The following is a 26,327-nucleotide window of genomic DNA, read 5'->3' on the forward strand; positions in this document are numbered from 1 at the left end:
TTCAAACGGGCAAGAGATTGATCAAAATATGCACAAAGCGATAAATCAGATTGTCGACCAACTCAATGGCATTTTGCTGGGCAAAGACCGGCAAGTGCGCCTGGCGCTTTGCAGCCTGTTCGCCGGCGGGCATTTGCTGATTGAAGACATTCCCGGCATGGGTAAAACCACGCTTGCCCACGCTCTGGCACACATAATAGGCCTGCGCTATCAACGCATTCAATTTACCAACGATTTGTTGCCGGCGGACGTGCTGGGCTATTCGATTTACGACAAGGCTGCCGGCAGCCTTGTTTTTCATCCAGGGCCGATCTTTGCCCAGCTGATTCTGGCCGACGAAATAAACCGCGCATCGCCGCGTACCCAGAGCGCTCTGCTGGAGGCAATGGAAGAACGGCAGGTGTCGATTGAAGGTGAAACCCGCCCCCTTCCCCATCCATTTTTTGTGATTGCCACCCAAAACCCCATCGAACAAGGCGGTACCTTTGCGCTGCCAGAAAGCCAGTTAGACCGGTTTTTGATGCGCCTGCATCTCGGCTACCCTGACCCCCAGGCAGAACGTCAATTACTGGAAGGCGAAGACCGCCGCAGCCTGACCCAGCGCCTGCCCACCCTGTTAGCTGAAGAACAATTGGAGCGCATTCAACAAACGGTGCTGCGGGTTAACACCAGCCCGGCGCTGCTGGATTACGTACAACGCTTGCTGGAAGCCAGCCGCAACATTCCGGGCCTGCTTTACGGCCTGTCGCCGCGGGCCGGTTTGGGCCTGCTGCGCGCAGCGAAAGCCTGGGCGCTGATGCAGGGCCGTGAACACGTGTTACCAGACGACGTACAGGCGGTGTTTGCGGCGGTGGCAGAGCATCGCCTGGAACAGGGCGAAAGCGGCAAAAGTCGGGAGCGGGTGCAGCGCTTGCTGGCCGGCGTATCGGTGCTTGGCGACTGAACCCATAGAGCAGGCGTATCGGTAGAATTGGCCAAAACAACTGGCAAGCACACCGGCTATTCATGATAGCCTTTGTATCTTCCTATTGAACTTTCTAAATTTTTTAAACGTTCTAAACTTTTTAAATTTCGTGCCGCTGCCATAACGAGCTGCGGACACAGTGAATACACTCGTATTAAGTGAGAACAGCATGAGCACCAGCACACACTCCCGCCTGATTATTCTAGGTTCCGGCCCTGCCGGCTATACCGCTGCCGTTTACGCAGCCCGCGCCAACCTGAAGCCAACATTGATCACCGGTATTGAAGTGGGTGGCCAGCTGACCACCACCACAGACGTCGATAATTGGCCCGGTGACAACGATGGCGTGCAAGGGCCAGAATTAATGCAACGTATGTTGAAACATGCGGAACGCTTTGAAACTAAAATCATTTATGACACGGTTAATGAAGTCGATTTGAACCAGCGTCCGTTTCGCCTGAAGGGCGACAGCGGCGAGCACACCTGCGATGCGCTGATCATTTCCACCGGCGCCTCGGCCATGTATCTCGGGCTTGAGTCGGAAGAAAAATTCAAGGGCCAGGGTGTGTCGGCCTGTGCAACCTGTGACGGCTTTTTCTATCGCAACCAGAAAGTAGCGGTTATCGGCGGCGGCAACACCGCCGTTGAAGAAGCCCTGTACCTGTCCAACATCGCCGCGGAAGTGACTCTGGTGCATCGCCGCGACAGCCTGCGTGCAGAGAAAATGCTGCAGGACAAATTGTTTGAAAAAGCTGCCAGCGGCAATGTGCGAATCATCTGGGATCACACCCTGGACGAAGTGCTGGGTGACGGCACCGGCGTAACCGGTATGCGCATCCGCAGCATGAAAGACGACTCCAAGCAGGACATAGAGCTTTCCGGCGTGTTTATCGCCATTGGCCACAAACCCAACACCAGCCTGTTCGAAGGCCAGCTGGAAATGACAAATGGTTACCTGCACATCCGCTCCGGATTGGACGGAATGGCGACCCAAACAACCGTGCCCGGCGTGTTTGCCGCCGGTGATGTTGCCGATCATGTGTATCGCCAAGCGGTAACTTCAGCCGGTTTTGGTTGTATGGCGGCGCTGGACGCCGAGCGCTATCTGGACCAAATGAGCTAAGCTAAACCAACAAAGCCGAGCTGAACAGCGAACCCACTATGACATCTTTGCCCTGGTTGCCTGAACACGCGCTGTGGTTCCCCTCGCCCGAGAGCGCACTGGTGGAACCCGACGGCCTGCTGGCTGCAGGCGGCGATCTGAGCAGCAAGCGCCTGGTGATGGCCTATGAAAACGGTATTTTCCCTTGGTACAGCGATGACCAACCCATACTCTGGTGGTCACCCGATCCGCGCTGCGTCATTTTTCCGGAAAATATCCACGTTTCACGCAGTCTGCGCCGCAGCCTCAACAAAGACTATTTCTCGATAACCGCAGACCGAGCCTTCAGCCGGATTATGCGACTGTGTGGCTCTACCCGCGCTGAAGGCACCTGGATTACCGAAAACATGCTTCAGGCCTACAACAAGTTGCACCGAGAGGGGGTTGCCCACTCGATTGAAGTCTGGAACCCGCACGGCGAATTGGCGGGAGGCATGTACGGCATAGCGCTCGGCAGCTGTTTTTTTGGCGAGTCGATGTTCTCGCTGGAAACCAACGCCTCCAAGGTATTAATGGTGCACCTCGCGAACCAGCTGCGGCAGTGGGGATACCGGATTATTGACTGCCAGGTAGCCAGCGATCACCTTTTAAGCATGGGCGCACAAACACTACCGCGAACGGAGTTTCTGGCCCTGCTTGGCCGCCATACAAAACAACCACCGGCGGTGGAAGATTGGCAGTTTCAATGGCGCTGGCCGGGCCCGGAGGGTGAATGAGCAATTTGAGAACACTGGTGTTCTTTGCAACACCCGCTCACGACTGCAGCTATCTGCCAGATCGCCAGTCCACCACCATGTTTGTAGACCCTAAAGCAGAGGTTGACCGCACGCTTTACAGCCAGCTGACAGCTCTTGGCTTTCGCCGCAGCGGCTCGCATTATTATCGCCCCCACTGTGAAAACTGCCAGGCCTGCATTCCGGTCAGGGTACCCGTCGCAGAGTTTAGCCCCGACCGCAACCAACGCCGGGTGTGGAATAAGAATAGTGATCTGGCCTGTGCGCTGGTGCCGGCAGCCTATTCGGAACAATGGTACCGGCTTTACGCCCGCTACATTGAACTGCGCCACAAAGACGGCGACATGTACCCGCCATCACGAGAGCAATTCATGGCATTTCTGGTGGAAGGCCAGACCGATTCCTGGTTTCTGGAAATGACCCTGCACGGTGAGCTCGTCGGATTGGCGGCAGTTGACCGCTTGGACGACGGCTTGTCGGCCATCTATACCGTGTTCGAACCAGACCTGGATCATCGCAGCCTGGGCACCTTCGCGGTACTCTGGCAAATTGAAGAGGCTCGGCGCCAGCAGCTCAGCCATGTGTATTTGGGGTACTGGATTCTGGAATGTCGCAAAATGAACTACAAAAGCCGCTTTAAACCCATCGAGCAGTTCACGCATAACCGCTGGCAAGCACTCGATAACAACTGACTTTTGCTAAACGGCTCAAAATCAGGCAGTATTACGCAATTTAAAATCACGGAAAGTATTCCAAAACGAGGTTTTTACTGAATGGCGAAGACAGATGTCATTGAAATGGAAGGCGTTATTATTGATACGCTACCAAACACCATGTTCCGTGTAGAGCTGAGCAACGGCCACGTTGTGACCGCACATATCTCCGGAAAGATGCGCAAGAACTACATCCGCATTCTGACCGGCGATAAAGTCAAAGTGGAACTGACGCCATACGACCTAAGCAAAGGTCGCATCGTTTACCGCGCGCGTTAATGTTTGGCGGTCACGCTGCTAGCTTTTTGTAAATAGTATCGTGGTAACACGCGTATCTTAAAATATCATAAAAGAAGAGCTCGCCTTGGCGAGCTCTTCTTTTTGCACTTCTCGAAACTGGCGCATCGCCGTGTACTATGTTGTTAAAGGCCATCTCCCTGAATAGCCTTTACATATCTGCTTTAAGGTTTCATAGACACAGCGAGCTTCGCACACTGTGTCTATAATTCGGCTGCTTCTGCAAAATCACTGATTGACGTAAGAGGCTAACGCCGTTTGTAGCCAGTGAACATCGAACGGATAAGGTTTTCCTGGTGATGGAAGCTCTCATAGATCGCCGCACCCACGTGTAATGCGATTGCGACAAGCGTAATGTTCACGGATATCTCGTGCACATTTTCGAGCATCCCGCTGCCCCAGCCCCAATCAGTTGTAAGTAGCCAGCCGCTGATGCCAATCACACCGTTCGCCAGCAACAAAAACAGGATCATGATCGCCGCTGCCGGATTATGACCTAGGTGGCGTGGCTCCCGCCCCTTCAGCATAAGACGTATATAATCAGCCAGACGTTTCGGCTTCGGCACAAAATCACTAAAGCGTGCATAACGACTGCCGACTACACCCCAGACCAAACGGCAACCTATCAACCCCAAGACCACATAGCCCGACCATTCGTGGATGTTCCGGTAGTCGTCGGCAGTGAAATAAGCCACGAAAAACGCCGCCACCAGACCCCAATGAAAGATTCGCACCGCCAGATCCCAGACCTTGACACGGCCATCCTGGCTCACGGTGCTCGCTTTCAGGGTATCAGTCATCGCGCTCTTCCTTGATCACATCGCCACTGACCGGGTTGAAATAGATCTCGACCTTCACGCCGCCCTTATCCATACCGTAGATCTCGTAGCAGTTGCCACTGGTAACATTGAACTTTTTGATCGTGTAGCCTTGATCGGCGAGGTTCTGTTTCATGGTGTCCTGAGACATCCATTCGGATTGCGGGGCGTCGGTGCATTGGGGGCCAGCGACAGCGGCTCCGGTGAACAGCAGAGCGGCGGTAGCGGCGGTAGCGGCGGTAGCGGCGGCAATATAACGAATCTTCATGGCAGATTTCCTTGTCGTGTTCAGGTGGCATGCCGGTTTGGCATAACATGCATCGAAACACGCCAACCTGACAGGGACCTTAACGCTCGAAATCGAAGACCAATCAATGCAATAAAAAAGGGAAGAAGGAAAGAAGGGAGATATTAAAATGGCACTTGCTCAGCCTGGTCCAGGTGGACCAGGCTGAGCAAACAGGTCAAACCGCTTCTGCGGGTTCCGGCTCGTACTCGAACACCAGTTCGTCGTTTTCGAGGTGCACAAACACTTCGCCGCCCTTCTCGGCCAATCGACCAAACAGGATCTGCTCAGCCAGGGGCCGCTTGATTTTGTCCTGAATCAACCGTGACATCGGCCTTGCACCCATGGCCACGTCATAGCCTTTGTCTGCTAACCACAGCTTGGAAGGCTCGTCTACGTGCAATACCACGCGTTTGTCGTCCAGCTGCGCCTGCAGTTCGGTGAGGAACTTATCCACCACGTGAGTGATGGTCTGGCGCTCCAGATCCGCAAACTGAATGATGCCATCCAAACGGTTGCGGAATTCCGGCGTGAAGGTCTTGCTGATGATTTCCATACCATCGCTGCGGTGATTTTGCTCACTGAAGCCAATGGAGCGACGGGCCATGGTTTCGGCGCCGGCGTTGGTGGTCATCACCAAAATTACGTGACGGAAGTCAGCTTTGCGGCCGTTGTTGTCCGTCAGCGTGCCATGGTCCATTACCTGCAGTAGCAGATTGAACACCTCTGGGTGAGCCTTTTCAATTTCATCCAGCAGCAGCACGCAGTGCGGATGTTTGTTCACCGCTTCGGTTAGCAGACCGCCCTGGTCAAAACCGACATAGCCCGGCGGCGCACCAATCAGGCGCGACACAGTATGGCGCTCCATATACTCAGACATATCAAAGCGCACCAGCTCGATACCCAACACCTTGGCCAACTGCTTGGTGACTTCGGTTTTACCGACACCGGTGGGGCCGGCAAACAGAAACGCACCTTCCGGTTTTTCAGGTGATTTCAGCCCGGCGCGAGCGAGCTTAATAGCCGTAGACAAGGATTGGATGGCCAAGTCTTGCCCGAACACCACCATTTTCAGATCCCGCTCCATATTACGCAGCACATCTTTGTCACTGGTGGACACGCTCTTGGGTGGAATACGTGCAATATTGGCCACGACTTCCTCAATTTCTGCGACGTCGATCACTTTCTTGCGTTTGTCTTCACTCATCAGGCGCTGATGGGCACCCGCCTCGTCGATCACATCTATGGCCTTGTCAGGCAGGTGCCTGTCGTTGATGTAGCGTTCAGACAGCTCAGCAGCCACGCGCAGGGCCTGATCGGTGTAGGTTAAATCGTGATGTTTCTCGAAATTTGGCTTCAGACCTTTCAGAATCAGATACGTGTCTTCGACGCTGGGTTCGTTAACATCAATTTTCTGGAACCTGCGAGCCAGGGCAGCATCCTTCTCGAATATACCGCGAAATTCTTGATAGGTGGTCGAACCAATGCAACGCAGCTCACCCGAGCTGAGCATGGGTTTGAGTAGGTTCGACGCATCCATCACGCCACCTGATGCCGAACCGGCGCCAATAATGGTGTGGATTTCATCGATAAACAAGATAGCGTGTTCCTGCTTTTTCAGATCCGACAACAGGCCTTTCAGACGCTTTTCAAAATCACCGCGGTACTTGGTACCTGCCAGCAGCGCTCCCAAATCCAGCGAGTAAACCACCGCATCAGCGATCACTTGCGGCACCTGAGCATCTACAATGCGCTTGGCCAGACCTTCAGCGATGGCGGTTTTACCAACGCCGGCTTCGCCGACCAGCAAGGGATTGTTTTTGCGACGGCGCACCAGAATCTGCACCACACGCTCGACTTCGTGTTCGCGCCCGATCAGCGGGTCGATACGCCCTAGGCGGGCTTGTTCATTCAGGTTGGTGGTGTAATTTTCCAGGGGTGTAGACTGCGTCGCTTCCTCGCCGCTCTCTTCCTGAGCAGCCTCGCGGCCTTCTTGATCCTCCGCACCCTGCACTCGGGAAATGCCGTGAGAAACAAAATTGACCACGTCAATGCGCGCTACATTCTGCTTTTTCAGCAAGTAAACCGCCTGACTTTCCTGCTCACTGAAGATCGCCACCAGCACGTTGGCGCCGGTTACCTCTTTTTTGCCGGAAGACTGCACGTGGAAAACCGCGCGCTGAAGCACACGCTGAAAGCCCAAGGTTGGCTGGGTTTCGCGATCGCCGTCAGAATCCGGGATGATTGGCGTTGTGGAATCAACAAATTCAAGCAGTTCCTGTTCCAGCTGGCCCAACTCTGCGCCACACGCTTTCAGAACTCCCACTGCCGAATCGTTGTCCAAAAGGGCCAACAGCAAATGCTCTACTGTCATGAATTCGTGACGTTTGTCACGGGCATTCTTGAAGGCCGAATTCAATGTAAGTTCAAGATCTTTGCTCAGCATGGACTACTCCAACTGCTATCAATCTGCACGTTCAATTTCGCACAACAGCGGGTGATCACATTCTGACGAATACTGATTCACCTGGGCTGCTTTGGTTTCTGCGATATCCCGGGAATACACGCCGCATACAGCTTTGCCTTGCGTATGGACGAGAAGCATTACCTGTGTTGCCTTTTCTTCATTCATCGCGAAGAAAGTCGTTAACACCTCCACCACAAAGTCCATGGGAGTGTAGTCGTCGTTTAAAAGAATCACCCGGAACTGCGCGGGCCGCTTCAGAGCTGGCTTTTCCAGCGCCACACTGAGCTGGTCGTGGCGACCCGGCTCACTTTCATCTCCCTGATTCCATATTAGTTGAGAATTTTCAATCATACGCATCATTCTTTACCGAAGTTGCCGGTGCCTTGCTAGTAATGTGGGTATTGGCCCCCGCTTTTTCAAGCAGGCTTATGTTCCGTCTGACTTAAGTATGCCTGTCAGTGGGACACCAAGCCGCGATCCTTAGCCTATATAAGTACGAACATGATACCGGTTCCGGACTGCCTTCAACCACCCAAAACCTCTATAGCGAGCAGTTGACTGCAACTCCGTATTGAACCAAAGTTCATTGCAATGTAAAAAAATGTTACCAAACTCCGGAATTCAACAATAATAATCACTGACAGCATAAGTACAGGGGAGTTCAACATGCCCAGCGGCAAAGTGAAATGGTTCAACAACGCCAAAGGTTACGGTTTTATCATTGAAGACGGCTGCAGCGACGACCTGTTTGCTCATTTTTCGGCCATTCAAATGGATGGCTATAAAACTCTGAAAGCCGGGCAGGCGGTCAGTTTCGAGAAAAAACCGGTGGATGACGGTGTCCACGCCGTCGACATTATTCCGCTGCTGCAAACAAATCACATCGTCCCGTCTGGCTGAACGATAAAACTGCCGAATTTCTGTGCATCCACGGGTACTGGACGGTTGCGAAATCCTGTATCTGGGGTAGTCTCTGCGTCTAGCCCTACTAGCAACACAGACTATCTATGGCCGAATTAATCCTTTTCAACAAGCCGTTCCAGGTACTCAGCCAGTTTACTGATGAACGGCAGTCAACCGACAAGCCCCGACGAGCCACCCTGGCTGACTGGATCAACCAGCCGGGCATATACCCTGCCGGCCGCTTGGATTATGACTCCGAAGGCCTGCTATTACTGACCTCAGACGGCCAACTACAGCATCGCATCGCCTCGCCCCAGGGTAAGATGGAAAAAACTTACTGGGTGCAGGTTGAAGGCACGATTAGCGAGCAAGGCCTGCGCCAACTGGCACAGGGGGTTCAACTAAAAGACGGCCTGACGAGCCCGGCCCTTGCCCGTACCATGGACGAACCGGCGGTTTGGTCACGCAATCCCCCTGTACGTTTTCGCCAGAACATCCCCACCAGCTGGCTGGAACTGACCATCTGTGAAGGCCGTAATCGCCAGGTAAGACGCATGACCGCGGCGCTGGGTTTTCCTACGCTACGGCTGATCCGCTATCGCATTGGTGACTGGAGCCTTAACTTACTTGAACCCGGCCAGTTCAGTTCAACAACCGTAAATATAACCACGACTGCAACGCCGCATCGTAAACCCACTGGCAGCCGGCAAACACCAAAAGCAAACCGCGGCCACCGCCCTCACCGGAACAAATAGCCGGTCTGGGTGATAAGCTGCGCAGCCCGCTGGTACTTCAGTGTATGGAAGATTACCAAAGTGGTAGGCGTTTGCCGCTGGATCTGATTCACGACCCACAGACGTGACGACCGCAAGCTGATAAAATCATCCGCTTTTACTGACACAGAGCCGTTATGACCGAGTTCCACACAGCCGCAAATACTGCCCCTGGCACTAGCCCAAACACCAGCCGCGTTATCGTCGGCATGTCTGGCGGTGTCGATTCCTCCGTTGCCGCCTGGCTACTGAAAGAACAGGGTTATCAGGTAGAAGGCCTGTTCATGAAGAACTGGGATGAAGACGACGGCACCGAATACTGCACCGCCATGACCGACCTGGCCGATGCTCAGGCGGTGGCCGATCACATCGATATAAAGCTACATACCGCCAGCTTTGCGGCGGAGTACTGGGACCGGGTATTCGAGCATTTTCTCAGCGAATACAAAGCCGGACGCACCCCAAACCCAGACATTTTATGCAACAAGGAGGTGAAATTTCGCGCTTTTCTGGATTACGCGATAACACTGGGCGCCGACTACATTGCCACCGGACACTACACCCGCCAATGCCCGCTTGATGACGGTTCCGGCCGGGCTCAGTTACTCAAAGGCCTCGACGGCAATAAAGATCAAAGCTATTTCCTGCATGCAGTATCTGGCGATCGTATTGCCCGCACCCTGTTTCCAGTGGGCGAACTTGAGAAGCCGGAAGTGCGCCGTATTGCCGAAGCGCAAGGGTTTATTACCCACGACAAAAAAGACTCTACCGGTATCTGCTTTATTGGCGAGCGCAAGTTCACTGACTTCCTGAAGCAGTACCTGCCGGCCCAGCCCGGCACTATCGAAACGCCGGAAGGTCATGTTATTGGCCGCCATCAGGGGCTGATGTACCACACCATTGGCCAACGCCAAGGCCTTGGTATTGGCGGATTGAACGGTTATAGCGATGAGCCCTGGTACGTAGCGGAAAAAGACCTGACGCGTAACGTATTGATTGCAGCTCAGGGTAAAAACCATCCGCTGCTGTTTTCCCGTGGCCTGGTATCTGGCCCCGTCGACTGGGTTGCTGCTGAGGCTCCGAGCGCGCAGTTTCGCTGCATGGCCAAAACCCGCTATCGCCAGCCCGATCAACTGTGCGAGGTAACCGTCATCGATGGCGGCGTCAAAGTGGTGTTCGACGACGCCCAGCGCGCAGTAACGCCGGGCCAATCGGTGGTATTTTACGATGGCGAGATTTGCCTGGGCGGCGGCGTCATTGAACACACCTGGCGCCATGGCGAATCACTGCCAGCGCGCCTGACCACTGAGTCAACTAACGGATTGAAGTCAGGAGTGCAGTCATGAGCCGCACACTGCACGACCAAACCCTGGCCCTGGCCGGCGTTTTTCAGGCCGCGAATCTGGTTACCCAGATTGCCCATGACGGCATTTGCGACGCAACCGACCTGGAAACCTGCCTACGCTCACTGTTCGCCACTGACCCGGCGACCACGCTGGACGTTTACGGTGGAGAACTGCGCGACTTGAGCCTGGGGCTAAATACGTTGATTCGTGTGCTCAGCGAGCAAAGCAAGCCTACCGACATCGAAATACTGCGCTACGTGCTGAATTTAATCCAACTGGAGTCCAAGCTCAACAGCAGCAACGACATGATGTCCGTGCTGGGCAGCCGGATTGAGCAGGCGCGTCACACTGCCAGCCATTTCGGTTATGTACACAGCAATCTGATTGGCAATCTGGCGTCAGTGTATACCGACACCATCAGCACCTACCGCCAGCGCATTCAAGTCGGCGGCACGCCAGCTATTCTGCAGCGGGAAGAAAACGCCGCTAAAATACGGGCGTTGCTGTTAGCCGGCATCCGCTCTGCGGTGCTCTGGCGGCAGACCGGCGGGCGCCGCTGGCAACTGATCTTTACCCGCAAAAAAGTAATTGCCCACGCCCGCGAATTGCTGAAAACCGGCTAGTACCCCATTTGGCTGATTCGCAAACCTGCTGAGCTGATTCCGACTGGCCGCTGGTGTATTATATCGCCCTGACTTTTACCGCCCCGCTTCAAACATTTTGAGAGGTTTTCGATGGAACTCACCGCCCTGACCGCTATTTCCCCGGTGGACGGACGCTACGGCAGCAAAGTTAGCGTTTTTCGCGACATTTTCAGTGAATATGGCCTAATCAGAAACCGCGTAACCGTCGAAATCCGCTGGCTGCAAAAACTGGCGGCTCATCCGCAAATTCAAGAAGTTCCGACGTTTTCTGCTGAAGCAGAGACCGCTCTGAACGCCCTCGTCAGCGAATTCGGTCTGGCCGATGCCCAGCGCATAAAAGATATTGAGCGCACCACCAATCACGATGTGAAAGCGGTGGAGTACTTCATCAAAGAGAAAATCGCCGATAACGCCGAACTTCACGCGGTCACCGAATTTGTTCACTTTGCCTGCACCTCAGAAGACGTCAACAACGTGTCCCACGCATTGATGCTGCGAGAAGGCCTGGACAGCGGCATGCTGCCGGCGATGACAAAAGTCATAGACCAGGTCGCCATGCTGGCACACGACCACGCAGCCCAGCCCATGCTATCGCGTACGCACGGCCAAACCGCCTCGCCGACCACCGTGGGCAAAGAACTGGCCAACGTTGTGCACCGTCTGCGGCGCCAGCTAGCGCAGATAAAAAACGTCGAACTGCTGGGAAAGATCAACGGCGCGGTGGGCAACTACAACGCCCACATTTCTGCCTACCCAGACATTGACTGGGCCGAAACCGCCAAAACGTTTATCGAAAGCCTGGGGCTGAATTTCAACCCGTACACGACCCAGATTGAACCCCACGATTACATCGCCGAACTGTACGACGCGGTTGCCCGCTTCAACACCATTTTGATCGACTTGGATCGCGACATCTGGGGCTATGTTTCTCTGGGTTATTTCAAACAGAAAACCGTCGAAGGCGAAGTGGGTTCGTCCACCATGCCACACAAAGTTAATCCCATTGACTTCGAAAACTCCGAAGGCAATCTGGGCATTGCCAACGCCTTACTAAACCATTTGTCAGCCAAGCTGCCGATCTCGCGCTGGCAGCGCGATCTGACCGACTCCACGGTGCTGCGCAACCTGGGCGTGGGGTTCGCCCACAGCCTTATTGCCTATGAATCTACCCTGAAAGGCCTGAGCAAATTGGAGCTGAACGCGGCGCGCCTGGACGCCGACCTGAACCAGGCCTGGGAAGTTTTAGCGGAACCGATTCAGACCGTGATGCGCCGTTACAATATTGAAAAACCTTACGAAAAGCTGAAAGCCTTAACCCGCGGAAAAGCCATGAGCGCCGAGGTTATCCAAAGCTTTGTCAGCAGCCTGGACATTCCCGAACAGGCTAAAGCCGAACTGATGGCGATGACGCCCGGCAGCTACATTGGCAACGCCATAGACCAAGCCCGCAACATCTGAATACCGGAGTAACACCATGGACATGCTTGGCGGAATAACCCCTGCAGAGTTTTTACGCGACTACTGGCAGAAAAAGCCCCTGGTTATCCGCCAGGCGTTTCCCGGCTTTGAGAGCCCGGTGAGCGCCGACGAACTGGCCGGGTTGGCCTGTGAAGAAACCGTAGAATCGCGCATCGTAATTGAAGACGACGCCGGCAAGCCCTGGCAAGTTCATAACGGCCCATTCAGCGAAGAGCGTTTCAGCAAGCTGCCAGAGCAAAACTGGACCCTGCTAGTGCAGGGCCTTGACCACTGGGTGCCGGAAGTCGCCGATTTGCTGGAGCACTTCCGCTTTGTACCCAACTGGCGGCTGGACGACATTATGGCCAGCTACGCGCCGAAAGGCGGTAGCGTAGGCCCCCATTACGATCAGTATGACGTGTTTCTTTTGCAGGCCCAGGGTAACCGTCGCTGGACGTTCGGCGGTGAATGCGGCTCTGCTTCGCCCCGCCTGAAAGGCACACCGCTGCGTATTCTAAGTGACTGGCAGGGCGAGGAAACCGTGATTCTAGAGCCGGGCGACATGCTGTACCTGCCGCCCGCCATAGGCCACCATGGCATAGCCGAAGAAGACTGTATTACTCTGTCAGTAGGCTTCCGCGCGCCCACAGTCGACGATTTGCTCACCGGCTTTACCGACTTCCTGTGCAACCAGCCCAATGCGGCCGAGCACATGAATGATCCGGATCTGGCGCTGCAGGACAATCCCGGCGCCATCGCACCGGTGGTGATTGACCGCCTGGAAGCCTTGATACAGGAAAAAATAGGCGACCGGCGCAACCTGTCACTGTGGTTCGGCCAGTTTACCACTGCTCCAAAAAGCGCTGAAACCGTGGTGCCCGCCGATGAACCTGCCGCAAGCGAAGACCTTCAAGCAGCGATACAGGCCGGTGAACAGGTTCGCTGGAACGAAGGCTCTCGATTTGCCTTTTATGAACTGGACAACGAAACCGCACTGTTTGTAGACGGCGAGCAATACCTACTGCGCGGCGATGCTCGCCCATTTGCGCCGCTGCTGTGCGCTGGTGCCCGGGTTAACGCAAAGGCTTTGGCAGCGTTTGCCGAAGACGAAGCGATACTTGGGCTGCTCACCAATCTGTACAATCAGGGTTCTATCTACTTCGAATAAACGGCCGCACGGGGCTCCGATGAATATGCGCATTCGGAAATACAACTGGCACAGCGCGCCGCCGCAAATCCGGGGCATTCGCCAGCGGGTATTTGTTGAGGAGCAGAAGGTGCCGGAGGAACTGGAATGGGACCTCATCGACCAGAGCGCCGAACACTTTCTGGTAGTGGTAGATGGCAATATAGCCGCCGCCACGGCGCGCCTGTATGGCATTCCAGGTGCCACTGGTTTCATCGGGCGCATGGCGGTGCTGCCGCAATTCCGCGGCCAACAGATTGGCCAGGCTCTGTTGCAGCATCTGATTTGCCAAGGTGCGGTACACTACTCCCAGCTGCAGCTATCGGCGCAGCAGCACGCCGTTGAGTTTTACCAGCGTGCCGGATTTCACCTGTGTTCAGACCAATATGACGACGCCGGCATAGCGCATTTTGATATGCGTTGCCTGGCGCCTTCTGTGCTGGCCGAAGAGCTGGCGGCAGAACCGGCCGGGAAGCGGCCTGGCATTCGCAAATTTCCAATGAACCTTGGCGACGATTCGCGCAGTTGGCTGTTCGAGCGGCAGCAGCAACTGGTAGAGCTGATGCACAGCCTGGCGGGACAGGCCCGGCAGCGATTATGGCTGTACGACAACACGCTGGACTTCGACCTTTACGGTCAACCGCGCTTTTGCGAGTTGGTGTCGCAAATGGCAAGGCGCCATAGGCTTAGCGATGTCCGCCTACTGATTCAAGACGACAAAGCGCTGACTCAACGCCAGCACGGGCTGGCTGAGTTAATGCGGCGGTTGCCCAGCCGCATCGAACTTCGACTGTTAAGCGATACAACCCCACCAGAAAAAGAACCCTTTATGCTGGCCGACCGCCAAGGTGTGATTTACCGCCATGAGTTTGGCGGTAGCCAGGGATTTGCCAATTTTGCCGACGGCGGGCGGGTAAAGCGCCTGGAAGAGCGTTTCTTGCAAATGTGGAACACCGGCCAGCGCTCTGCAGAGCTACGAGTGCTTTCTCTTTAAATCAGCTGCGTTCGAAGGGTGTGCCAAATTCGGCAAACTCTGCGTCTACCTCTTCAGCCACCTCAGCGATCAGCCGGCGCAACCATTGGTGGTCGGCGTTGTGTTGCAGCAGCGGGCTCCAGGCCATTTTCAAATCGAACGGCGGAATGTCGAAGGGCGGCACTTTGAACACCAGGTGCGGGTTGTCACGCTGGAGCCAGGCCGCCCGTGATGGCAGCGTGGCAATCAGGTCGTGTTGCTCGGCCAGCAGCATGGCCACCTGATAGTGGCGGGTAAATACTGAAATCTGCCGTTTATGGCCAATCTTGGCCAGGGCTTCATCAACCCAGCCCAGGCGCTGCACGTCTTTAGGATTCACCCCTACCCCCACCCCAAACCCGGTCTTGCTGACCCAGATGTGGCTAGCCTGAAGATAGCTTTCCAGGGTAAACGATTGTTGCAAAATCGGGTTTTCAGCGTTCATCAGGCAAGCAAAATATTCGCTCCACAGGGTTTTCTGGTGAAACGACTGGGGAATCTTGTCGAAGCGGTTGATGGCCATATCCAGCCTGCCCTGCTCCACATCCAAAAAACTGACGTCGCTAGGGGTCAATACATCCAAAGTCACCTTCGGAGCTTCTTGGCGTATACGCCGCAGTACCCGCGGCATCAGGCAGGACTCAGCGTAGTCACTGGCCATAATACGAAACACGCGCTGGCTATTAATCGCAGAAAACGGGGTTTTATCCTGCATCACCTGCTCGATGCTGGACACAATCGAACGCACCACTGGCTGCAGCTCCCGGGCTCTTTCAGTGGCGGTCATGCCTTCGCTGGTGCGCACCAGCAAGGGGTCACCGAACAACTCGCGCAACCGTCGCAAGCCGTTACTCATGGCGGGCTGGGTAATGCCCAGATGGTTGGCTGCCTTGGTTACATTACACTCACGCAGCAGCACGTCCAGATACACCAGTAAATTCAGGTCTACGCGGGAAATATCCAAGGCCTGCTCTCCTTCACATTTAACAACATTCTCAAGCCTTCACATTTAAAAACATTGTTAAGGCGCTATTTCTGATACCCTTTTTATAACTACTAAAGCTGCGCCAGCTTGCCTACGGAGTCTTGTCGTAAGTCATGAAAACTTCAACACTTGTTCTGCTATTAGCCGCCGTGGTTGCCATTGCGATTACCGTGGTCACCATCAGCCACCTGCGTGAAAAGGCCCGCATTCAGCGCATCCGCCGCATTGCTATGCTGGAAGAGAGCTACAAACTCGCCAATCGGCTTTTAACGGAACTGCCGGGCCAGTATGTGACCGGTGATTTGAAGCTGGTCCTTATTAAACAAATGGAACACAGCTGCAATGGCTTGGCAACCCTGAACACAGCCTTGCCAATTGATAAACGACGCGATGCGCTGGGCCATCTGAAGCAGCAGATACGCGACGGTGCAGACAAAACAATGCAGATGCGCATAGATTCACCGCAAAAAGCCACCGCGGTCAAAGATTTACTGCAGAGCCTGTTCGCCCTGTTAGAGACGATGCACAAGGCCGGCCGGCTGGACACCGCCACAGCGCGGAAGAACCTGAAATACGTGCTGTTTCTGGTGCACAAAACCCACACCGATCTGCATGTTTTCCAAGCCCGGGATTATGTGCACCAGAACGAAATACGTAAAGCCATTCACGCATACCATCTGGCCAGCACCGAGATGGGCAAATCTGCGGATAACCCCGTGGCCATGAAAGCCGTGAAAAGCTTCCGCACACGCATCAAGGAACTGGAGGCGCTGACCGGCACAGAGACCGACAGCGTAAGCCTTGACGCTCACCGCAAGCACGATAAAGAGTGGGATACCCTTTTGGAAGACGACAGCTGGAAGAAAAAAACCAACTACGACGATTAAAAGGGTACTAACCCAGCGCTTTTTCGATGTCAGCACGAATGTCGGCAGGTTTGGTGGTGGGAGGGTAGCGCTTGAGCACCTCGCCGTCGCGATTCACCAGAAACTTGGTAAAGTTCCACTTCACTTGCTCAGACCCCAGCAGCCCCGAGGCTTCGTGCTTTAGATAGCGGTAAAGCGGATGTGTGTTGTCGCCGTTTACCTCAACTTTCGAAAACATCGGAAAGCTGACGCCGTAGTTCAGCGAACAAAATTGGCCGATGCTGTCGTTGCTGCCCGGGTCCTGATTCATAAACTGATTGCAGGGAAAACCCAACACTTCCAGCCCCCGATCAGTCAGGTCACTGTAAAGTGTCTGTAACCCCTCAAATTGTGGTGTGAAACCGCATTTGCTGGCGGTGTTTACGATCAGCAAGACTTTGCCCTGATAAACAGCCATGCTTTGGGCGTTACCGCTAATGTCTTTTACCTCAAAATCATATATACCGGCCATCGCGCTGTTCCTTTTATCTGAAATACGTTGGAATGTTGTCTGAAACACGTTGGAGCGCTTTCTAAAATAAGGAGAAATGCTGTGGAACCTGGTCGAACGCCAAGCTTAGCACTCGTTGCCAGCCTGCGTGCAGATTAGTATTTCACATGCAACGGCGGAATCTGCTGTAACTTAACACTATTCATCATAATTCAACTGTTGTTCAGGACACCTGCTCCATTAGAATGGAAAGCGACTTCCTGATTTTTTTATTCGCCGCAACATACGCCATAGAGGATCGACCGGGCATGCAGAATTATCACAAATCCACCAAACTGGACAATGTGTGCTACGAGATACGCGGCGTGGTTCTGCGTGAAGCGAAGCGCCTGGAAGAAGAAGGCCATCGCATACTGAAACTGAATATCGGCAATCCGGCCAGCTTTGAGCTCGATGTACCGGAAGAAATTCAGCAAGACGTCATCTACAACATGCACCTGGCCCAAGGCTATGTGGAATCCAAGGGCCTGTTTTCCGCGCGCAAGGCGGTGATGCACTATTGCCAGCAGCGCGGCATCGACAAAGTCGACATTGATGACATTTACCTGGGTAACGGGGTCAGCGAACTGATCGTAATGTCTATGCAGGCCATGCTCAATACTGGCGACGAAGTGTTGATTCCCGCGCCTGACTACCCGCTATGGACCGCCGCGGTAGCGCTTTCCAGCGGCAAACCCGTGCACTATCACTGCGATGAACAGCAGGGCTGGTTTCCGGATATTGATGACATCCGCCGCAAAATCACCAAACGCACCCGGGCGATTGTGCTGATTAACCCCAACAACCCCACAGGCGCGGTTTATTCCACCGAGCTGCTGCATCAGGTGATTGAGCTGGCGAGGGCCCACAACCTGATCATTTTATCTGACGAGATTTACGACAAGATTCTTTACGATGGCGTAACGCATGTTTCTACCGCGTCCCTCGCCGATGACGTGCTCTTTTTCACCTACAACGGCCTGTCGAAAAATTATCGTGCTGCAGGCTATCGATCCGGCTGGATGATCATCAGCGGCGCCAAACACAAAGCCACCGACCTGATTGAGGGCATCGAAATGCTCTCGAACATGCGCCTGTGCGCCAACGTACCAGCCCAGTTGGCTATCCAGACGGCGTTGGGTGGCTACCAGTCCATCAACGACCTGGTGACTCCGGGCGGCCGCCTGTTCGAACAGCGCCAAACCGCGTGGGAATTGCTCAACGACATCCCCGGCGTCAGCTGCGTAAAGCCACAGGGTGCGCTCTATTTGTTCCCCAAGCTGGACCCCAAGCGCTACCCCATCGTTAACGATGAGAAACTGGTACTGGACCTGCTGATTCAGGAAAAGATACTGCTGGTTCAGGGTTCCGCTTTTAATGTAAAAGACAGGCAACATCTGCGGGTTGTTTTCCTGCCGCGCAAAGACACTCTGGCCGATGCCGTGGGTCGCTTGGAGCGATTCCTGGAACAATACAAGCAGTAAGACTGTCACATCGTCTGATTGGCCGAATTTACAACCGCCCTTTAATGCGCATTCGTAAACATTTTTACATTCACAAGAGAAGGAAACTATGAGAATACTGCTGTTTCTGGCCACCAACCTGGCGGTAATCCTGGTAGCCAGTTTCACTTTGAGACTACTGGGCGTAGACAGCTATCTGGCCCAGAACGGTATTGATTACGGCTCTCTGCTGATTTTTGCGGCTGTATTCGGCTTTGCCGGTTCCCTTATATCGCTGCTGATTTCAAAACCGATGGCGAAATGGAGCACCAAAGCCCGGGTGATCAACACACCGCGTACATCGGTGGAGCGCTGGTTGCTGGAAACCGTAGCGGAGTTGGCCAAAAACGCCGGTATTGGCATCCCTGAAGTGGCCATTTTTCCCGCCACCCAGTCCAACGCTTTTGCCACCGGCTGGAATAAAAACAAAGCCTTGGTGGCTGTCAGCGAGGGCCTGCTAAGCCGTTTCAGCAAAGACGAGATTCGCGCTGTGATGGGCCATGAAATCGGCCACGTGGCCAACGGCGACATGGTGACCCTGGCGTTGATTCAGGGCGTCGTAAACACCTTTGTCATTTTCGCAGCGCGGGTTATTGGTTCCTTTGTCGACCGTGTAGTTTTCAAGAATGAAAGCGGCCACGGCATGGGCTTCTTTATCGTCAGCATGGTGGCAGAGCTTGTTTTAGGCATTCTGGCCAGCACCATAGTGTTCTGGTTCTCCCGTCGCCGAGAATTTCGCGCCGACATCGCCGGCGCCCAACTGGCCGGCCGCGCAGCCATGATCAGTGCCTTGGGGCGACTGAAACAGGAAAGCCAAGTACCAGACCAGATGCCCGATACCCTGCAAGCGTTTGCTATTAACCGTGGCCATCGAACGGGCCTGGCCGCTTTTTTCATGACCCACCCGCCGCTGGAGCAACGTATCCAGGCGTTACAGCAGGCCAAACTTTAAAAAAAGGTATAAATACTTTCTATGCTCAATAAGCGGGACGTGGACAGTAAAAGCACGAAGGAACAGCTGATGAAGCACGACGAGATACCGGCAGACAGCGACGACCCGCTACTGAACATACTGCACAAGTCAATCCGCTTTGCGGTGCGTATACTCGCAGTCCTGATGGTGATGGTGATTTACTGGAGCGTCGCCGACGTCATTTATGTGATTTACGAAAGATTGCAGTCCCCACCCTTTATGTTGATGGATGTGGAAGATATTCTTCAGGTGTTTGGTGCCTTTATGGCGGTGCTGATCGCCATCGAAATTTTTATCAACATTCGGCTTTATCTGGGCTCAAACGTGATTCCGGTACAGTTGGTTATCGCCACTGCACTAATGGCCATTGCCCGAAAGGTTATTGTGCTGGACCTGACCCTGGTCAGCGCTGAACAGATTGTTGGCATCGGCATTACTGCACTGGCTCTGGGGATCTGTTACTGGCTGGTACGACAGAAAACCTGACTCATAAGGAAAAACTCTATTTTTCTGAGCCACGACCGCGGTAATATCAAGCTCTACGCCACATAGGGGGTAATTGTCATGAAAACGATCCATAAGTTTCGGCTTGAAGGCGGCAAGGTTATCAACACCCTGAAACTGCGGGAGGGCTACAGAGCGGTGCGCTGCGAGTACATAGTGCCCGACAAATGCGTGTACCTGTGGGTTGAGCAGCCGTTAAATGTTGACGTTGCAACGGTAGTGCGGCAATTCGTTGTGACGTTTTCAGGAGACCCGGTACCCATCCGCTACAACTATATAGACACCGCCATCGACACGCTGGGCGCCGAAGCCTACCACGTGTTCGAAGTGTCCGGGGCGGCTACCGACGAGATGCTGGCCAAAGGAGAAGTGCTCGCCGAGCCTCAGGCTGCTGCGCACTAGAGCGCCGCTTTTACACAGCGGCCGTCGGGATTTGCCTGCAGGATTCGACTTTAACAAAACACAAACAGGCCCTAATGGGCTTGTTCTGGTTGTGAGCGGTAAAGCGGACGTCAGATATTGACTTTGAATCCCAGCGAGCGGAACTGCTCTCCCATGGATTTGCTACTACCCTTAAGCTGGATTTTCAGACTGGAACATTCACGGCGCACCGGATATTCCTTGCGAAGCCGATCAAAGGCTTGGGCTCGCTGCTGTTCATCGCCCGCCATGCTCAGCCGTAAGCGAGCGTCGTCACGGCGCGGATCGTAGCAGTTATGCAAAGCCAGTTGTACCGCATCGTCACCGGCGCTGCTGGTGAATGCCAGCTTGCTTAGAGGAGGCTGGGGCAAATACTGGCCTGCCTGTTTGCGCACGGGCAGGCCAAGAAAGCGAGACAGCGCCCGGTATATGGTTTCAGTGCCATGCACTTTGCCTTCCAGACTGTACCCGGCGATGTGCGGGGTGCCCAACCAAACCTGCTGCAGCAACTGCGGGTCTATTTTCGGTTCGTTTTCCCACACGTCTAACACGACTGTTGGCGCATCTGGCTGGTGCAGACGGGCAAGCAAAGCGGCGTTATCGATTACTTCACCTCGCCCGCTGTTGATCAATAATTGACCAGATTTTAGTGTCGCCAGCTCTTGAGCTCCCAACAAGTGATAGGTTGGGTGCTCGCCATCGCGGGTTAGTGGGGTGTGCAACGTTACCAAGTCACACTCAAGCGCCTGCTCAAGACTGGAAAATTCGGTCGCGCTTGGCTCGCCCAGCCCGTCGAACTGGGCCTGCTGCCTTGGCGGATCGCACAGAACAACGGTAAAGCCCAAGCGCTCCAGCCTTTGCGCCAATAACCCACCAACGTTGCCGGCCCCCACAATACCAACACTCTGCCGTGCCCAGTTGCTGAGCCCGCACCTGGATGCATGCAAAGAAGCAACAGCCAGCACGTACTCAACCACACTGTTGGCATTGCAGCCGGGGGCGGCGCAAAAGTGGATGTCCTGGGATTCTAGCCAGAACCGATCAACATGGTCGGTGCCAATGGTGGTGGTACCCACAAAACGCACCCGGCTGCCTTCCAGCAAGTCGCGATTTACCCGGGTAACCGAACGCACCAGCAACACATCGGCATCGCGCACTTGGTCCGGGCTGAGCTCTCGGCCGCTGACCCGGCGAATGTCACCAAAATCGGAAAAAAACGAGTCCAGTAACGGAATGTTTTCGTCTGCAACAATCAACATGCCGGTCGTCCGCCTTTTTATCTAAACTGGTATGTGCCTAAAACGTCATCTCTAAGCTTTTGTGCCCAACGTCTCTATTCAAACTGTCTTCAGGTCTATTTAAAAGGTCGCCTGAATCAGCTTCTGCGCGGCCGGCTATTGCCGCTGCGGTTGCCACTGCTACGGTTACCAGTCGGGCGCGTGCCCTGTGGCCGACGACCGCGCTTGCGGGCGATAGGGGCGTTATCCATCGGCACCATCAACGCTTCGTCCGGCACCTCGTTGGCAAGCTTCTGACCGATGTACTTTTCAATCGCCGGCAGGGCGAAGGAATCGTCTTCGCCGGCAAAGCTGATAGACACGCCGGTGCTGCCGGCACGACCGGTGCGACCGATACGGTGTACGTAATCTTCGGCGTTATCGGGCAGATTATAGTTGAACACATGAGTTACGCCGTTAACGTGAATACCACGGCCTGCAACGTCTGTTGCCACTAACACTTGAATGCTGCCGGCTTTGAACTGCTCAAGGGTTTTCAGGCGTTTAGCCTGGGCAATCTCGCCAGACATCAGCGAAACAGACACCCCCTGGTTGCGCAGGTCTTCTTCCAAATCACGGCACTGGTCACGGCGATTGGCGAACACCAGTGCCTTGTCCACTTCCGGGCGCTTCAGATAATTCACCAGCACCTGCAGTTTTTCATCATCGCCGACCAGGTACACGGTCTGCTCAACCCGCTCGGCGGTTTTTTGCTCCGGCTCAATTTCCACAAACTCGGCGCTTTGGGTCCACATAGACGCAAGATTCAGTACATCCTGGTTGAACGTCGCGCTAAACAGCAGCGTTTGGCGATCTTCCTTCGGCGTGCACTTGCGGATAATGCGTTTAACATCCGGAATAAAACCCATGTCGAGCATGCGGTCGGCTTCGTCAAGAATCAAAATATCGATCTGGTCGAGAAACACGTCCTGAGAGCCCAGAAAATCGATCAGCCGGCCTGGCGTTGCCACCAGAATATCCACGACTTCGTTCTGTAACTGATCACGCTGCTTGTCATAGTGCATTCCGCCAACCACGGTCACAACTTTATGGCCGGTATGGGCACACAACTGCTCGGCGTCTTTGGCGATCTGCATCGCCAACTCGCGGGTGGGCGCCAGCGCCAGAACCCGCGGCTCCGAGGCAAAGCGCTTGCTGTCTTCAATCGGGGTTTCCAGCATGGTCTGGATCGCGGTAATCAGAAACGCTGCGGTTTTGCCGGTGCCGGTCTGGGCCTGGCCGATCAGATCCTGGCAGGCCAGGGTCCAAGGCAGGGTTTCGGCCTGTATCGGAGTGCAGTATTCAAAGCCTATGGCGGCAATGGCCTGCTGCAGGCGGTGATCCAGATTCAGATCACTAAAGCGCAAATCAGAGGTGTGGCTGCGATCGGTAGTAGGGCTGTCAATAACGGGACTGTCACTAGCACTGGAGATGTCGTTATCAGCAGTAGACGTCGGGTTGCTGTCAGTAGAATTATTATCAATGGTCATACAGTTTCGGTGTCCTTGGTATTCCGGGAGTCAGAACCGACAGCCGCCCATAATGGCGCAACTCGCCGTGCATCTTTTTGCAAGGCCTCTGTCAGCGAGCCCTCGGTTCCATAAAAACGCATTAGCGCGTGTAAAAAATCCGCTGCGCGGCAGGGTATGTTGTTATAGAAGCCGCTCAGGGGTGTGTTCTTAAATTCGCCCGCACCGGCATCAGGATCATCCTGTGCAAGATACTCTGTTGCCTGGCAAACAACCTGGTTGGCAAACAGTTGCGGATTGGCTGCGCCCTGCCCCGCCAGATTGTCGACGCTGATATGAAAACGCCAGCCACAAGCCAAGGCAAACAACCATTCCAAAGCCTGGGGTTTTACCTCAACCTGCTCGAAAGCGCACTGCTGCTCGCGGCTGCGGCCGTCAGGGCAATACCAATAGCCGTAATCTTGCAGCGTACGGCGGTATTCACCGGCAATGCACCAATGGCTGACTTCGTGCAAGGCACTGGAAAAATAGCCGTGAGCAAAAACCACTTGTGCCGGACCTGAGCCAGCAGGCAAATATTCCGGTTCGTCGTCGCCACGCACCAAAATAGTCTGGCGAGGCTGACGGAACAAACCATTAAATAGCATGATAAGATCGTTTGAGCAGTGCATCATTGGGGAGCTATTGTGCGACTTTAACAGCCTCAATGCCAGCGCGATCTTGGGCCTGCGTCAAGGCATAAAGTGCTGCGCCGGAAAACGTCGACGCACACTTGGGGAACTTGGCGCAACATTTACCCTCTACACCGCAGTCGGTTTCCATTCATTCGTTTGCAATTAAGGCTCAACATGATTGTTACTGCCACAGCCCGGCAACGGCCTCGGGCTTTTTGCCAGCTAAGCGCGCTGGTCGCATTGATGGTGTTTTTGCTGGCGCACAACACCGCGTTCGCGCAACAGGATGCCACATTCTCAAGCTGGTTTGGCGGCAGCTCCGCCAGCCAAGGGAATTTTCTTCCTGTCGATCAGGCGCTGCCTTTTAGTTACCGCACCGACGGTGACGCGCTAATACTCGAGTGGGACATTGCGCCAGAGCACTATCTTTATAAGAGCCGTATTTCAGTAACCCCGGTCAGCGCGGACATCAGCTTGGGAGAGCTTAGCTTCGAACGCCTGGGCATTATCACCAACGACGAGTTTTTTGGCGAGATGGCGGTGTTTTACGATCCAATCCAGGCTCGACAACCGATTCAACTGCCCCCCGGGGTCACCGAAGCCGAGCTTCAGGTCAGCTATCAGGGCTGCGCCAGTGCCGGTTTGTGCTACCCGCCGCAAACCCGCGACCTGCTGTTTTATGCCAACAGTAATGGCTTAAGCAGTGCTGCGCCCGGCGAGGCGATCAATTCCAATGCCACGTCTGCCAGCAGCAACAGCCGCCCTAACCCAGCGGACGCTGTGTCCGATACTCGCAGCGCCAGTGGACTTGCCGGCTTTATGAGCCAACAGCCAACCTGGCTGATCGTTGGCGTATTTTTCCTGTTGGGCCTGGGGCTGACTTTTACTCCCTGCGTGCTACCCATGATACCCATCATTTCCTCGCTGGTGTCTGGCCAGAATACCCGCTCCAGCGCCCATGCTCTGGTGCTTGCGTCTAGTTACGTGCTGGGCATGGCGCTGACCTACGCCGCAGCCGGCGTGGTGACCGGTTTGCTGGGGGCCAGCTTTAACCTGCAAGCACAACTGCAGTCGCCCGTGGTACTGGGCGTATTCGCAGCGCTGTTCACCGTATTTGCGCTGGCCATGTTTGACGTTTTTGAATTACAACTACCGGCGTTTATCCGCAACCCTCTCAGCAATGCCAGCCAAAACCTGTCCGGCGGGCGCATTGCCAGCTTGTTTGGAATAGGTGCGCTGTCGGCGCTGGTGGTATCGCCTTGCGTGTCGGCGCCGCTGGCAGGCAGCCTGTTGTACATTTCCGCAACCCAGGACGCGGTCATCGGCGGTCTGGCGCTGCTGGCCATGGGCCTTGGTATGGGCGTACCGCTGATTGCTGTGGCGGTGGGTGGGCGCAAAATTCTGCCGACCTCGGGCGCCTGGATGTCGACGATCAAACACGGCTACGGCATTATGCTGCTGGCCGTCGCCATCTGGCTGCTGGAACGGATGCTTGCGCCTTGGCTTACTCTAACGCTGTGGGGCTTGCTGGTTGCCGTGGTGGGTGTTCAGTTGGGCGCCTTCGACGCCGCCAAAGCCGGCTTGCAACGCACCCGCAAGGGGCTTGGGCTAGTGGCCTTTGCTTGGGGTATGGCGCTGCTGGCGGGTGCACTGGCGGGTGCCAGCGATCCGCTGCGGCCGCTGGCACCGTTCACGGCGGGTAGCGTGGGCAGCGGCGCCGGCAGTGCGGCCAGCCACGCCAACTTCCAGCGCACCAGTGAACCGCAGCAGATACGCCAGCTTTTGCAACAGGCACAAGCAGCCGGTAAACCCGCGTTACTGGATTTGTACGCCGACTGGTGCATTGCCTGCAAGGTTATGGAGCGCAATGTATTCAGCGACGCCCAGGTAATTCAGGCACTGGCACCTTACAGTCTGATACAGCTTGATATGACGGCCAACACGCCACAGCAGCAGGCCCTGCTAGACGAGCTCGGTCTTTTCGGACCGCCGGGTATCTTGTTTTACAACTTGAGTGGTCAGGAAATCGGTAACCAACGTATTCTGGGAGAGATGAACCGCAGCGAATTTCTACAGCACCTGAGCGGCGTTAATATTCGCGACTGACACGTTAAACCTTCAACCGCCGCGACGAATCATAAAATGGAACTCGCCATCGGGTTGGTTCTGGGCTAGAAGTTCGTGGCCGAGAAACTGACAAAACCGGGGAATGTCACGCACAGTGGAGGGGTCTGTTGCCGTTACCCGAAGAATGCCGCCCGCCGGCACGTCCAAAATACGGCTGTGCAGCATCATTACCGGTTCCGGGCAATATAGGCCCCGGGCATCGAGTTCTGCATCAAATTCTGGATTTTCCACGGTTTAG

General features: G+C 54.8%; 28 protein-coding genes and 1 pseudogene. 19 read left to right on the forward strand and 10 right to left on the reverse strand.

Annotated features, from left to right (window positions below):
- The first annotated feature begins 28 nt into the window (after positions 1-28).
- From MIH19_RS12560 to infA, 5 genes are all read left to right on the forward strand, one after another.
- Positions 29-943: an AAA family ATPase gene (locus MIH19_RS12560; protein WP_249005208.1), complete on the forward strand. Its 915-nt coding sequence runs from the start codon at positions 29-31 to the stop codon at positions 941-943.
- 190 nt (positions 944-1,133) lie between these two features.
- Positions 1,134-2,087 carry a thioredoxin-disulfide reductase gene (gene trxB, locus MIH19_RS12565; protein WP_249005209.1) on the forward strand — a complete coding sequence of 318 codons (954 nt, stop codon included), beginning with the start codon at positions 1,134-1,136 and terminating at the stop codon, positions 2,085-2,087.
- A 38-nt stretch (positions 2,088-2,125) separates the two neighbouring features.
- Positions 2,126-2,842, forward strand: coding sequence for a leucyl/phenylalanyl-tRNA--protein transferase (gene aat, locus MIH19_RS12570; protein ID WP_249005210.1), 717 nt, complete (start codon positions 2,126-2,128; stop codon positions 2,840-2,842).
- On the forward strand, positions 2,839-3,552 hold the full coding sequence (locus tag MIH19_RS12575; RefSeq protein ID WP_249005211.1) for an arginyltransferase: 714 nt from the start codon (positions 2,839-2,841) through the stop codon (positions 3,550-3,552). The genes aat and MIH19_RS12575 overlap by 4 nt, the downstream gene beginning before the upstream one ends.
- An 81-nt stretch (positions 3,553-3,633) precedes the next feature.
- Entirely contained in the window at positions 3,634-3,852 is a 219-nt protein-coding gene (gene infA / locus MIH19_RS12580) for a translation initiation factor IF-1 (RefSeq protein ID WP_007350942.1), read from the forward strand.
- A 266-nt stretch (positions 3,853-4,118) separates the two neighbouring features.
- Here the strand turns inward: infA and MIH19_RS12585 are convergent, their stop codons facing one another.
- The 4 genes from MIH19_RS12585 to clpS form a co-directional block, all read right to left on the reverse strand.
- Positions 4,119-4,670 (reverse strand): cytochrome b/b6 domain-containing protein, encoded by a 552-nt coding sequence (locus MIH19_RS12585; RefSeq protein ID WP_249005212.1) that lies wholly within the window; start codon positions 4,668-4,670, stop codon positions 4,119-4,121.
- Positions 4,663-4,956 carry a PepSY domain-containing protein gene (locus MIH19_RS12590; protein ID WP_249005213.1) on the reverse strand — a complete coding sequence of 98 codons (294 nt, stop codon included), beginning with the start codon at positions 4,954-4,956 and terminating at the stop codon, positions 4,663-4,665. Before MIH19_RS12590 ends, MIH19_RS12585 begins: the two co-directional genes overlap by 8 nt.
- Before the next feature lie 196 nt (positions 4,957-5,152).
- On the reverse strand, positions 5,153-7,420 hold the full coding sequence (clpA, locus tag MIH19_RS12595; protein WP_249005214.1) for an ATP-dependent Clp protease ATP-binding subunit ClpA: 2,268 nt from the start codon (positions 7,418-7,420) through the stop codon (positions 5,153-5,155).
- A gap of 18 nt (positions 7,421-7,438) precedes the next feature.
- Positions 7,439-7,798 (reverse strand): ATP-dependent Clp protease adapter ClpS, encoded by a 360-nt coding sequence (clpS, locus tag MIH19_RS12600; RefSeq protein ID WP_249009003.1) that lies wholly within the window; start codon positions 7,796-7,798, stop codon positions 7,439-7,441.
- Between the two features lie 309 nt (positions 7,799-8,107).
- Here clpS and MIH19_RS12605 point away from each other — a divergent pair, with 309 nt between their 5' ends.
- The 8 genes and pseudogenes from MIH19_RS12605 to MIH19_RS12640 all read left to right on the forward strand — a co-directional run bounded on the left by MIH19_RS12605 (position 8,108) and on the right by MIH19_RS12640 (position 14,745).
- The gene (locus MIH19_RS12605; RefSeq protein ID WP_249005215.1) at positions 8,108-8,341 is read left to right on the forward strand and encodes a cold shock domain-containing protein; all 234 of its coding nucleotides are present in this window, start codon (positions 8,108-8,110) and stop codon (positions 8,339-8,341) included.
- 107 nt (positions 8,342-8,448) lie between these two features.
- Entirely contained in the window at positions 8,449-9,099 is a 651-nt protein-coding gene (locus tag MIH19_RS12610) for a pseudouridine synthase (protein ID WP_249005216.1), read from the forward strand.
- Positions 9,084-9,206: pseudogene (locus tag MIH19_RS12615) on the forward strand (NUDIX hydrolase); the annotation flags it as partial. The gene MIH19_RS12610 and the pseudogene MIH19_RS12615, both read left to right, overlap by 16 nt.
- A 48-nt stretch (positions 9,207-9,254) precedes the next feature.
- Complete coding sequence (gene mnmA, locus MIH19_RS12620) at positions 9,255-10,463, forward strand: tRNA 2-thiouridine(34) synthase MnmA (protein WP_249005217.1); 1,209 nt, start codon at positions 9,255-9,257, stop codon at positions 10,461-10,463.
- Positions 10,460-11,086, forward strand: coding sequence for a high frequency lysogenization protein HflD (gene hflD, locus MIH19_RS12625; RefSeq protein WP_249005218.1), 627 nt, complete (start codon positions 10,460-10,462; stop codon positions 11,084-11,086). Before mnmA ends, hflD begins: the two co-directional genes overlap by 4 nt.
- A 111-nt stretch (positions 11,087-11,197) precedes the next feature.
- A complete protein-coding gene (gene purB / locus MIH19_RS12630; RefSeq protein ID WP_249005219.1) occupies positions 11,198-12,565 on the forward strand; it encodes an adenylosuccinate lyase in 1,368 nt (455 codons plus the stop codon).
- A gap of 16 nt (positions 12,566-12,581) precedes the next feature.
- Complete coding sequence (locus MIH19_RS12635; RefSeq protein ID WP_249005220.1) at positions 12,582-13,733, forward strand: cupin domain-containing protein; 1,152 nt, start codon at positions 12,582-12,584, stop codon at positions 13,731-13,733.
- A 19-nt stretch (positions 13,734-13,752) separates the two neighbouring features.
- Complete coding sequence (locus MIH19_RS12640; RefSeq protein WP_249005221.1) at positions 13,753-14,745, forward strand: GNAT family N-acetyltransferase; 993 nt, start codon at positions 13,753-13,755, stop codon at positions 14,743-14,745.
- 1 nt (position 14,746) lies between these two features.
- Here the strand turns inward: MIH19_RS12640 and MIH19_RS12645 are convergent, their stop codons facing one another.
- On the reverse strand, positions 14,747-15,727 hold the full coding sequence (locus MIH19_RS12645) for a LysR family transcriptional regulator (RefSeq protein WP_249005222.1): 981 nt from the start codon (positions 15,725-15,727) through the stop codon (positions 14,747-14,749).
- Between the two features lie 134 nt (positions 15,728-15,861).
- Here MIH19_RS12645 and MIH19_RS12650 point away from each other — a divergent pair, with 134 nt between their 5' ends.
- Positions 15,862-16,635: a hypothetical protein gene (locus MIH19_RS12650; RefSeq protein WP_249005223.1), complete on the forward strand. Its 774-nt coding sequence runs from the start codon at positions 15,862-15,864 to the stop codon at positions 16,633-16,635.
- Between the two features lie 7 nt (positions 16,636-16,642).
- Here the strand turns inward: MIH19_RS12650 and MIH19_RS12655 are convergent, their stop codons facing one another.
- Positions 16,643-17,125 carry a glutathione peroxidase gene (locus MIH19_RS12655; protein ID WP_249005224.1) on the reverse strand — a complete coding sequence of 161 codons (483 nt, stop codon included), beginning with the start codon at positions 17,123-17,125 and terminating at the stop codon, positions 16,643-16,645.
- 287 nt (positions 17,126-17,412) lie between these two features.
- On the opposite strand from MIH19_RS12655, the gene MIH19_RS12660 reads away from it, so the two are divergent.
- The 4 genes from MIH19_RS12660 (at position 17,413) to MIH19_RS12675 (ending at position 20,524) form a co-directional block, all read left to right on the forward strand.
- Positions 17,413-18,627 (forward strand): pyridoxal phosphate-dependent aminotransferase, encoded by a 1,215-nt coding sequence (locus MIH19_RS12660; protein ID WP_249005225.1) that lies wholly within the window; start codon positions 17,413-17,415, stop codon positions 18,625-18,627.
- A gap of 88 nt (positions 18,628-18,715) precedes the next feature.
- A complete protein-coding gene (gene htpX / locus MIH19_RS12665; RefSeq protein WP_249005226.1) occupies positions 18,716-19,597 on the forward strand; it encodes a protease HtpX in 882 nt (293 codons plus the stop codon).
- A 69-nt stretch (positions 19,598-19,666) separates the two neighbouring features.
- Positions 19,667-20,104: a phosphate-starvation-inducible PsiE family protein gene (locus MIH19_RS12670; protein WP_249005227.1), complete on the forward strand. Its 438-nt coding sequence runs from the start codon at positions 19,667-19,669 to the stop codon at positions 20,102-20,104.
- Positions 20,105-20,182: 78 nt separating this feature from the next.
- A complete protein-coding gene (locus MIH19_RS12675; RefSeq protein ID WP_249005228.1) occupies positions 20,183-20,524 on the forward strand; it encodes a hypothetical protein in 342 nt (113 codons plus the stop codon).
- Between the two features lie 110 nt (positions 20,525-20,634).
- Here MIH19_RS12675 and pdxB read toward each other — a convergent pair whose 3' ends face one another.
- The 3 genes from pdxB to MIH19_RS12690 all read right to left on the reverse strand — a co-directional run bounded on the left by pdxB (position 20,635) and on the right by MIH19_RS12690 (position 23,935).
- Positions 20,635-21,801: a 4-phosphoerythronate dehydrogenase PdxB gene (gene pdxB / locus MIH19_RS12680; protein ID WP_249005229.1), complete on the reverse strand. Its 1,167-nt coding sequence runs from the start codon at positions 21,799-21,801 to the stop codon at positions 20,635-20,637.
- Positions 21,802-21,917: 116 nt separating this feature from the next.
- Complete coding sequence (locus MIH19_RS12685) at positions 21,918-23,309, reverse strand: DEAD/DEAH box helicase (RefSeq protein ID WP_249005230.1); 1,392 nt, start codon at positions 23,307-23,309, stop codon at positions 21,918-21,920.
- A complete protein-coding gene (locus tag MIH19_RS12690) occupies positions 23,306-23,935 on the reverse strand; it encodes an elongation factor P hydroxylase (RefSeq protein WP_249005231.1) in 630 nt (209 codons plus the stop codon). Before MIH19_RS12690 ends, MIH19_RS12685 begins: the two co-directional genes overlap by 4 nt.
- Positions 23,936-24,136: 201 nt before the next feature.
- Here MIH19_RS12690 and dsbD point away from each other — a divergent pair, with 201 nt between their 5' ends.
- Positions 24,137-26,068, forward strand: a complete 1,932-nt coding sequence (dsbD, locus tag MIH19_RS12695; protein ID WP_249005232.1) for a protein-disulfide reductase DsbD — start codon at positions 24,137-24,139, stop codon at positions 26,066-26,068.
- Positions 26,069-26,080: 12 nt separating this feature from the next.
- On the opposite strand, the gene tusA is transcribed toward dsbD, so the two are convergent.
- Positions 26,081-26,320 carry a sulfurtransferase TusA gene (tusA, locus tag MIH19_RS12700; RefSeq protein WP_249005233.1) on the reverse strand — a complete coding sequence of 80 codons (240 nt, stop codon included), beginning with the start codon at positions 26,318-26,320 and terminating at the stop codon, positions 26,081-26,083.
- Between the last annotated feature and the right edge of the window lie 7 nt (positions 26,321-26,327).

It is taken from the genome of Marinobacter sp. M1C (assembly GCF_023314135.1).
Taxonomy (GTDB): Bacteria; Pseudomonadota; Gammaproteobacteria; order Pseudomonadales; family Oleiphilaceae; genus Marinobacter.

Excerpts from the sequence above, each read along its gene's own strand:
- MIH19_RS12560 (WP_249005208.1), top strand. The coding sequence starts at position 29 with ATGCACAAAGCGATAAATCAGATTGTCGACCAACTCAATGGCATTTTG.
- trxB (WP_249005209.1), top strand. The coding sequence starts at position 1,134 with ATGAGCACCAGCACACACTCCCGCCTGATTATTCTAGGTTCCGGCCCT.
- aat (WP_249005210.1), top strand. The coding sequence starts at position 2,126 with ATGACATCTTTGCCCTGGTTGCCTGAACACGCGCTGTGGTTCCCCTCG.
- MIH19_RS12575 (WP_249005211.1), top strand. The coding sequence starts at position 2,839 with ATGAGCAATTTGAGAACACTGGTGTTCTTTGCAACACCCGCTCACGAC.
- infA (WP_007350942.1), top strand. The coding sequence starts at position 3,634 with ATGGCGAAGACAGATGTCATTGAAATGGAAGGCGTTATTATTGATACG.
- MIH19_RS12585 (WP_249005212.1), bottom strand. The coding sequence starts at position 4,670 with ATGACTGATACCCTGAAAGCGAGCACCGTGAGCCAGGATGGCCGTGTC.
- MIH19_RS12590 (WP_249005213.1), bottom strand. The coding sequence starts at position 4,956 with ATGAAGATTCGTTATATTGCCGCCGCTACCGCCGCTACCGCCGCTACC.
- clpA (WP_249005214.1), bottom strand. The coding sequence starts at position 7,420 with ATGCTGAGCAAAGATCTTGAACTTACATTGAATTCGGCCTTCAAGAAT.
- clpS (WP_249009003.1), bottom strand. The coding sequence starts at position 7,798 with ATGCGTATGATTGAAAATTCTCAACTAATATGGAATCAGGGAGATGAA.
- MIH19_RS12605 (WP_249005215.1), top strand. The coding sequence starts at position 8,108 with ATGCCCAGCGGCAAAGTGAAATGGTTCAACAACGCCAAAGGTTACGGT.
- MIH19_RS12610 (WP_249005216.1), top strand. The coding sequence starts at position 8,449 with ATGGCCGAATTAATCCTTTTCAACAAGCCGTTCCAGGTACTCAGCCAG.
- mnmA (WP_249005217.1), top strand. The coding sequence starts at position 9,255 with ATGACCGAGTTCCACACAGCCGCAAATACTGCCCCTGGCACTAGCCCA.
- hflD (WP_249005218.1), top strand. The coding sequence starts at position 10,460 with ATGAGCCGCACACTGCACGACCAAACCCTGGCCCTGGCCGGCGTTTTT.
- purB (WP_249005219.1), top strand. The coding sequence starts at position 11,198 with ATGGAACTCACCGCCCTGACCGCTATTTCCCCGGTGGACGGACGCTAC.
- MIH19_RS12635 (WP_249005220.1), top strand. The coding sequence starts at position 12,582 with ATGGACATGCTTGGCGGAATAACCCCTGCAGAGTTTTTACGCGACTAC.
- MIH19_RS12640 (WP_249005221.1), top strand. The coding sequence starts at position 13,753 with ATGAATATGCGCATTCGGAAATACAACTGGCACAGCGCGCCGCCGCAA.
- MIH19_RS12650 (WP_249005223.1), top strand. The coding sequence starts at position 15,862 with ATGAAAACTTCAACACTTGTTCTGCTATTAGCCGCCGTGGTTGCCATT.
- MIH19_RS12655 (WP_249005224.1), bottom strand. The coding sequence starts at position 17,125 with ATGGCCGGTATATATGATTTTGAGGTAAAAGACATTAGCGGTAACGCC.
- MIH19_RS12660 (WP_249005225.1), top strand. The coding sequence starts at position 17,413 with ATGCAGAATTATCACAAATCCACCAAACTGGACAATGTGTGCTACGAG.
- htpX (WP_249005226.1), top strand. The coding sequence starts at position 18,716 with ATGAGAATACTGCTGTTTCTGGCCACCAACCTGGCGGTAATCCTGGTA.
- MIH19_RS12670 (WP_249005227.1), top strand. The coding sequence starts at position 19,667 with ATGAAGCACGACGAGATACCGGCAGACAGCGACGACCCGCTACTGAAC.
- MIH19_RS12675 (WP_249005228.1), top strand. The coding sequence starts at position 20,183 with ATGAAAACGATCCATAAGTTTCGGCTTGAAGGCGGCAAGGTTATCAAC.
- pdxB (WP_249005229.1), bottom strand. The coding sequence starts at position 21,801 with ATGTTGATTGTTGCAGACGAAAACATTCCGTTACTGGACTCGTTTTTT.
- MIH19_RS12685 (WP_249005230.1), bottom strand. The coding sequence starts at position 23,309 with ATGACCATTGATAATAATTCTACTGACAGCAACCCGACGTCTACTGCT.
- MIH19_RS12690 (WP_249005231.1), bottom strand. The coding sequence starts at position 23,935 with ATGCTATTTAATGGTTTGTTCCGTCAGCCTCGCCAGACTATTTTGGTG.
- dsbD (WP_249005232.1), top strand. The coding sequence starts at position 24,137 with ATGATTGTTACTGCCACAGCCCGGCAACGGCCTCGGGCTTTTTGCCAG.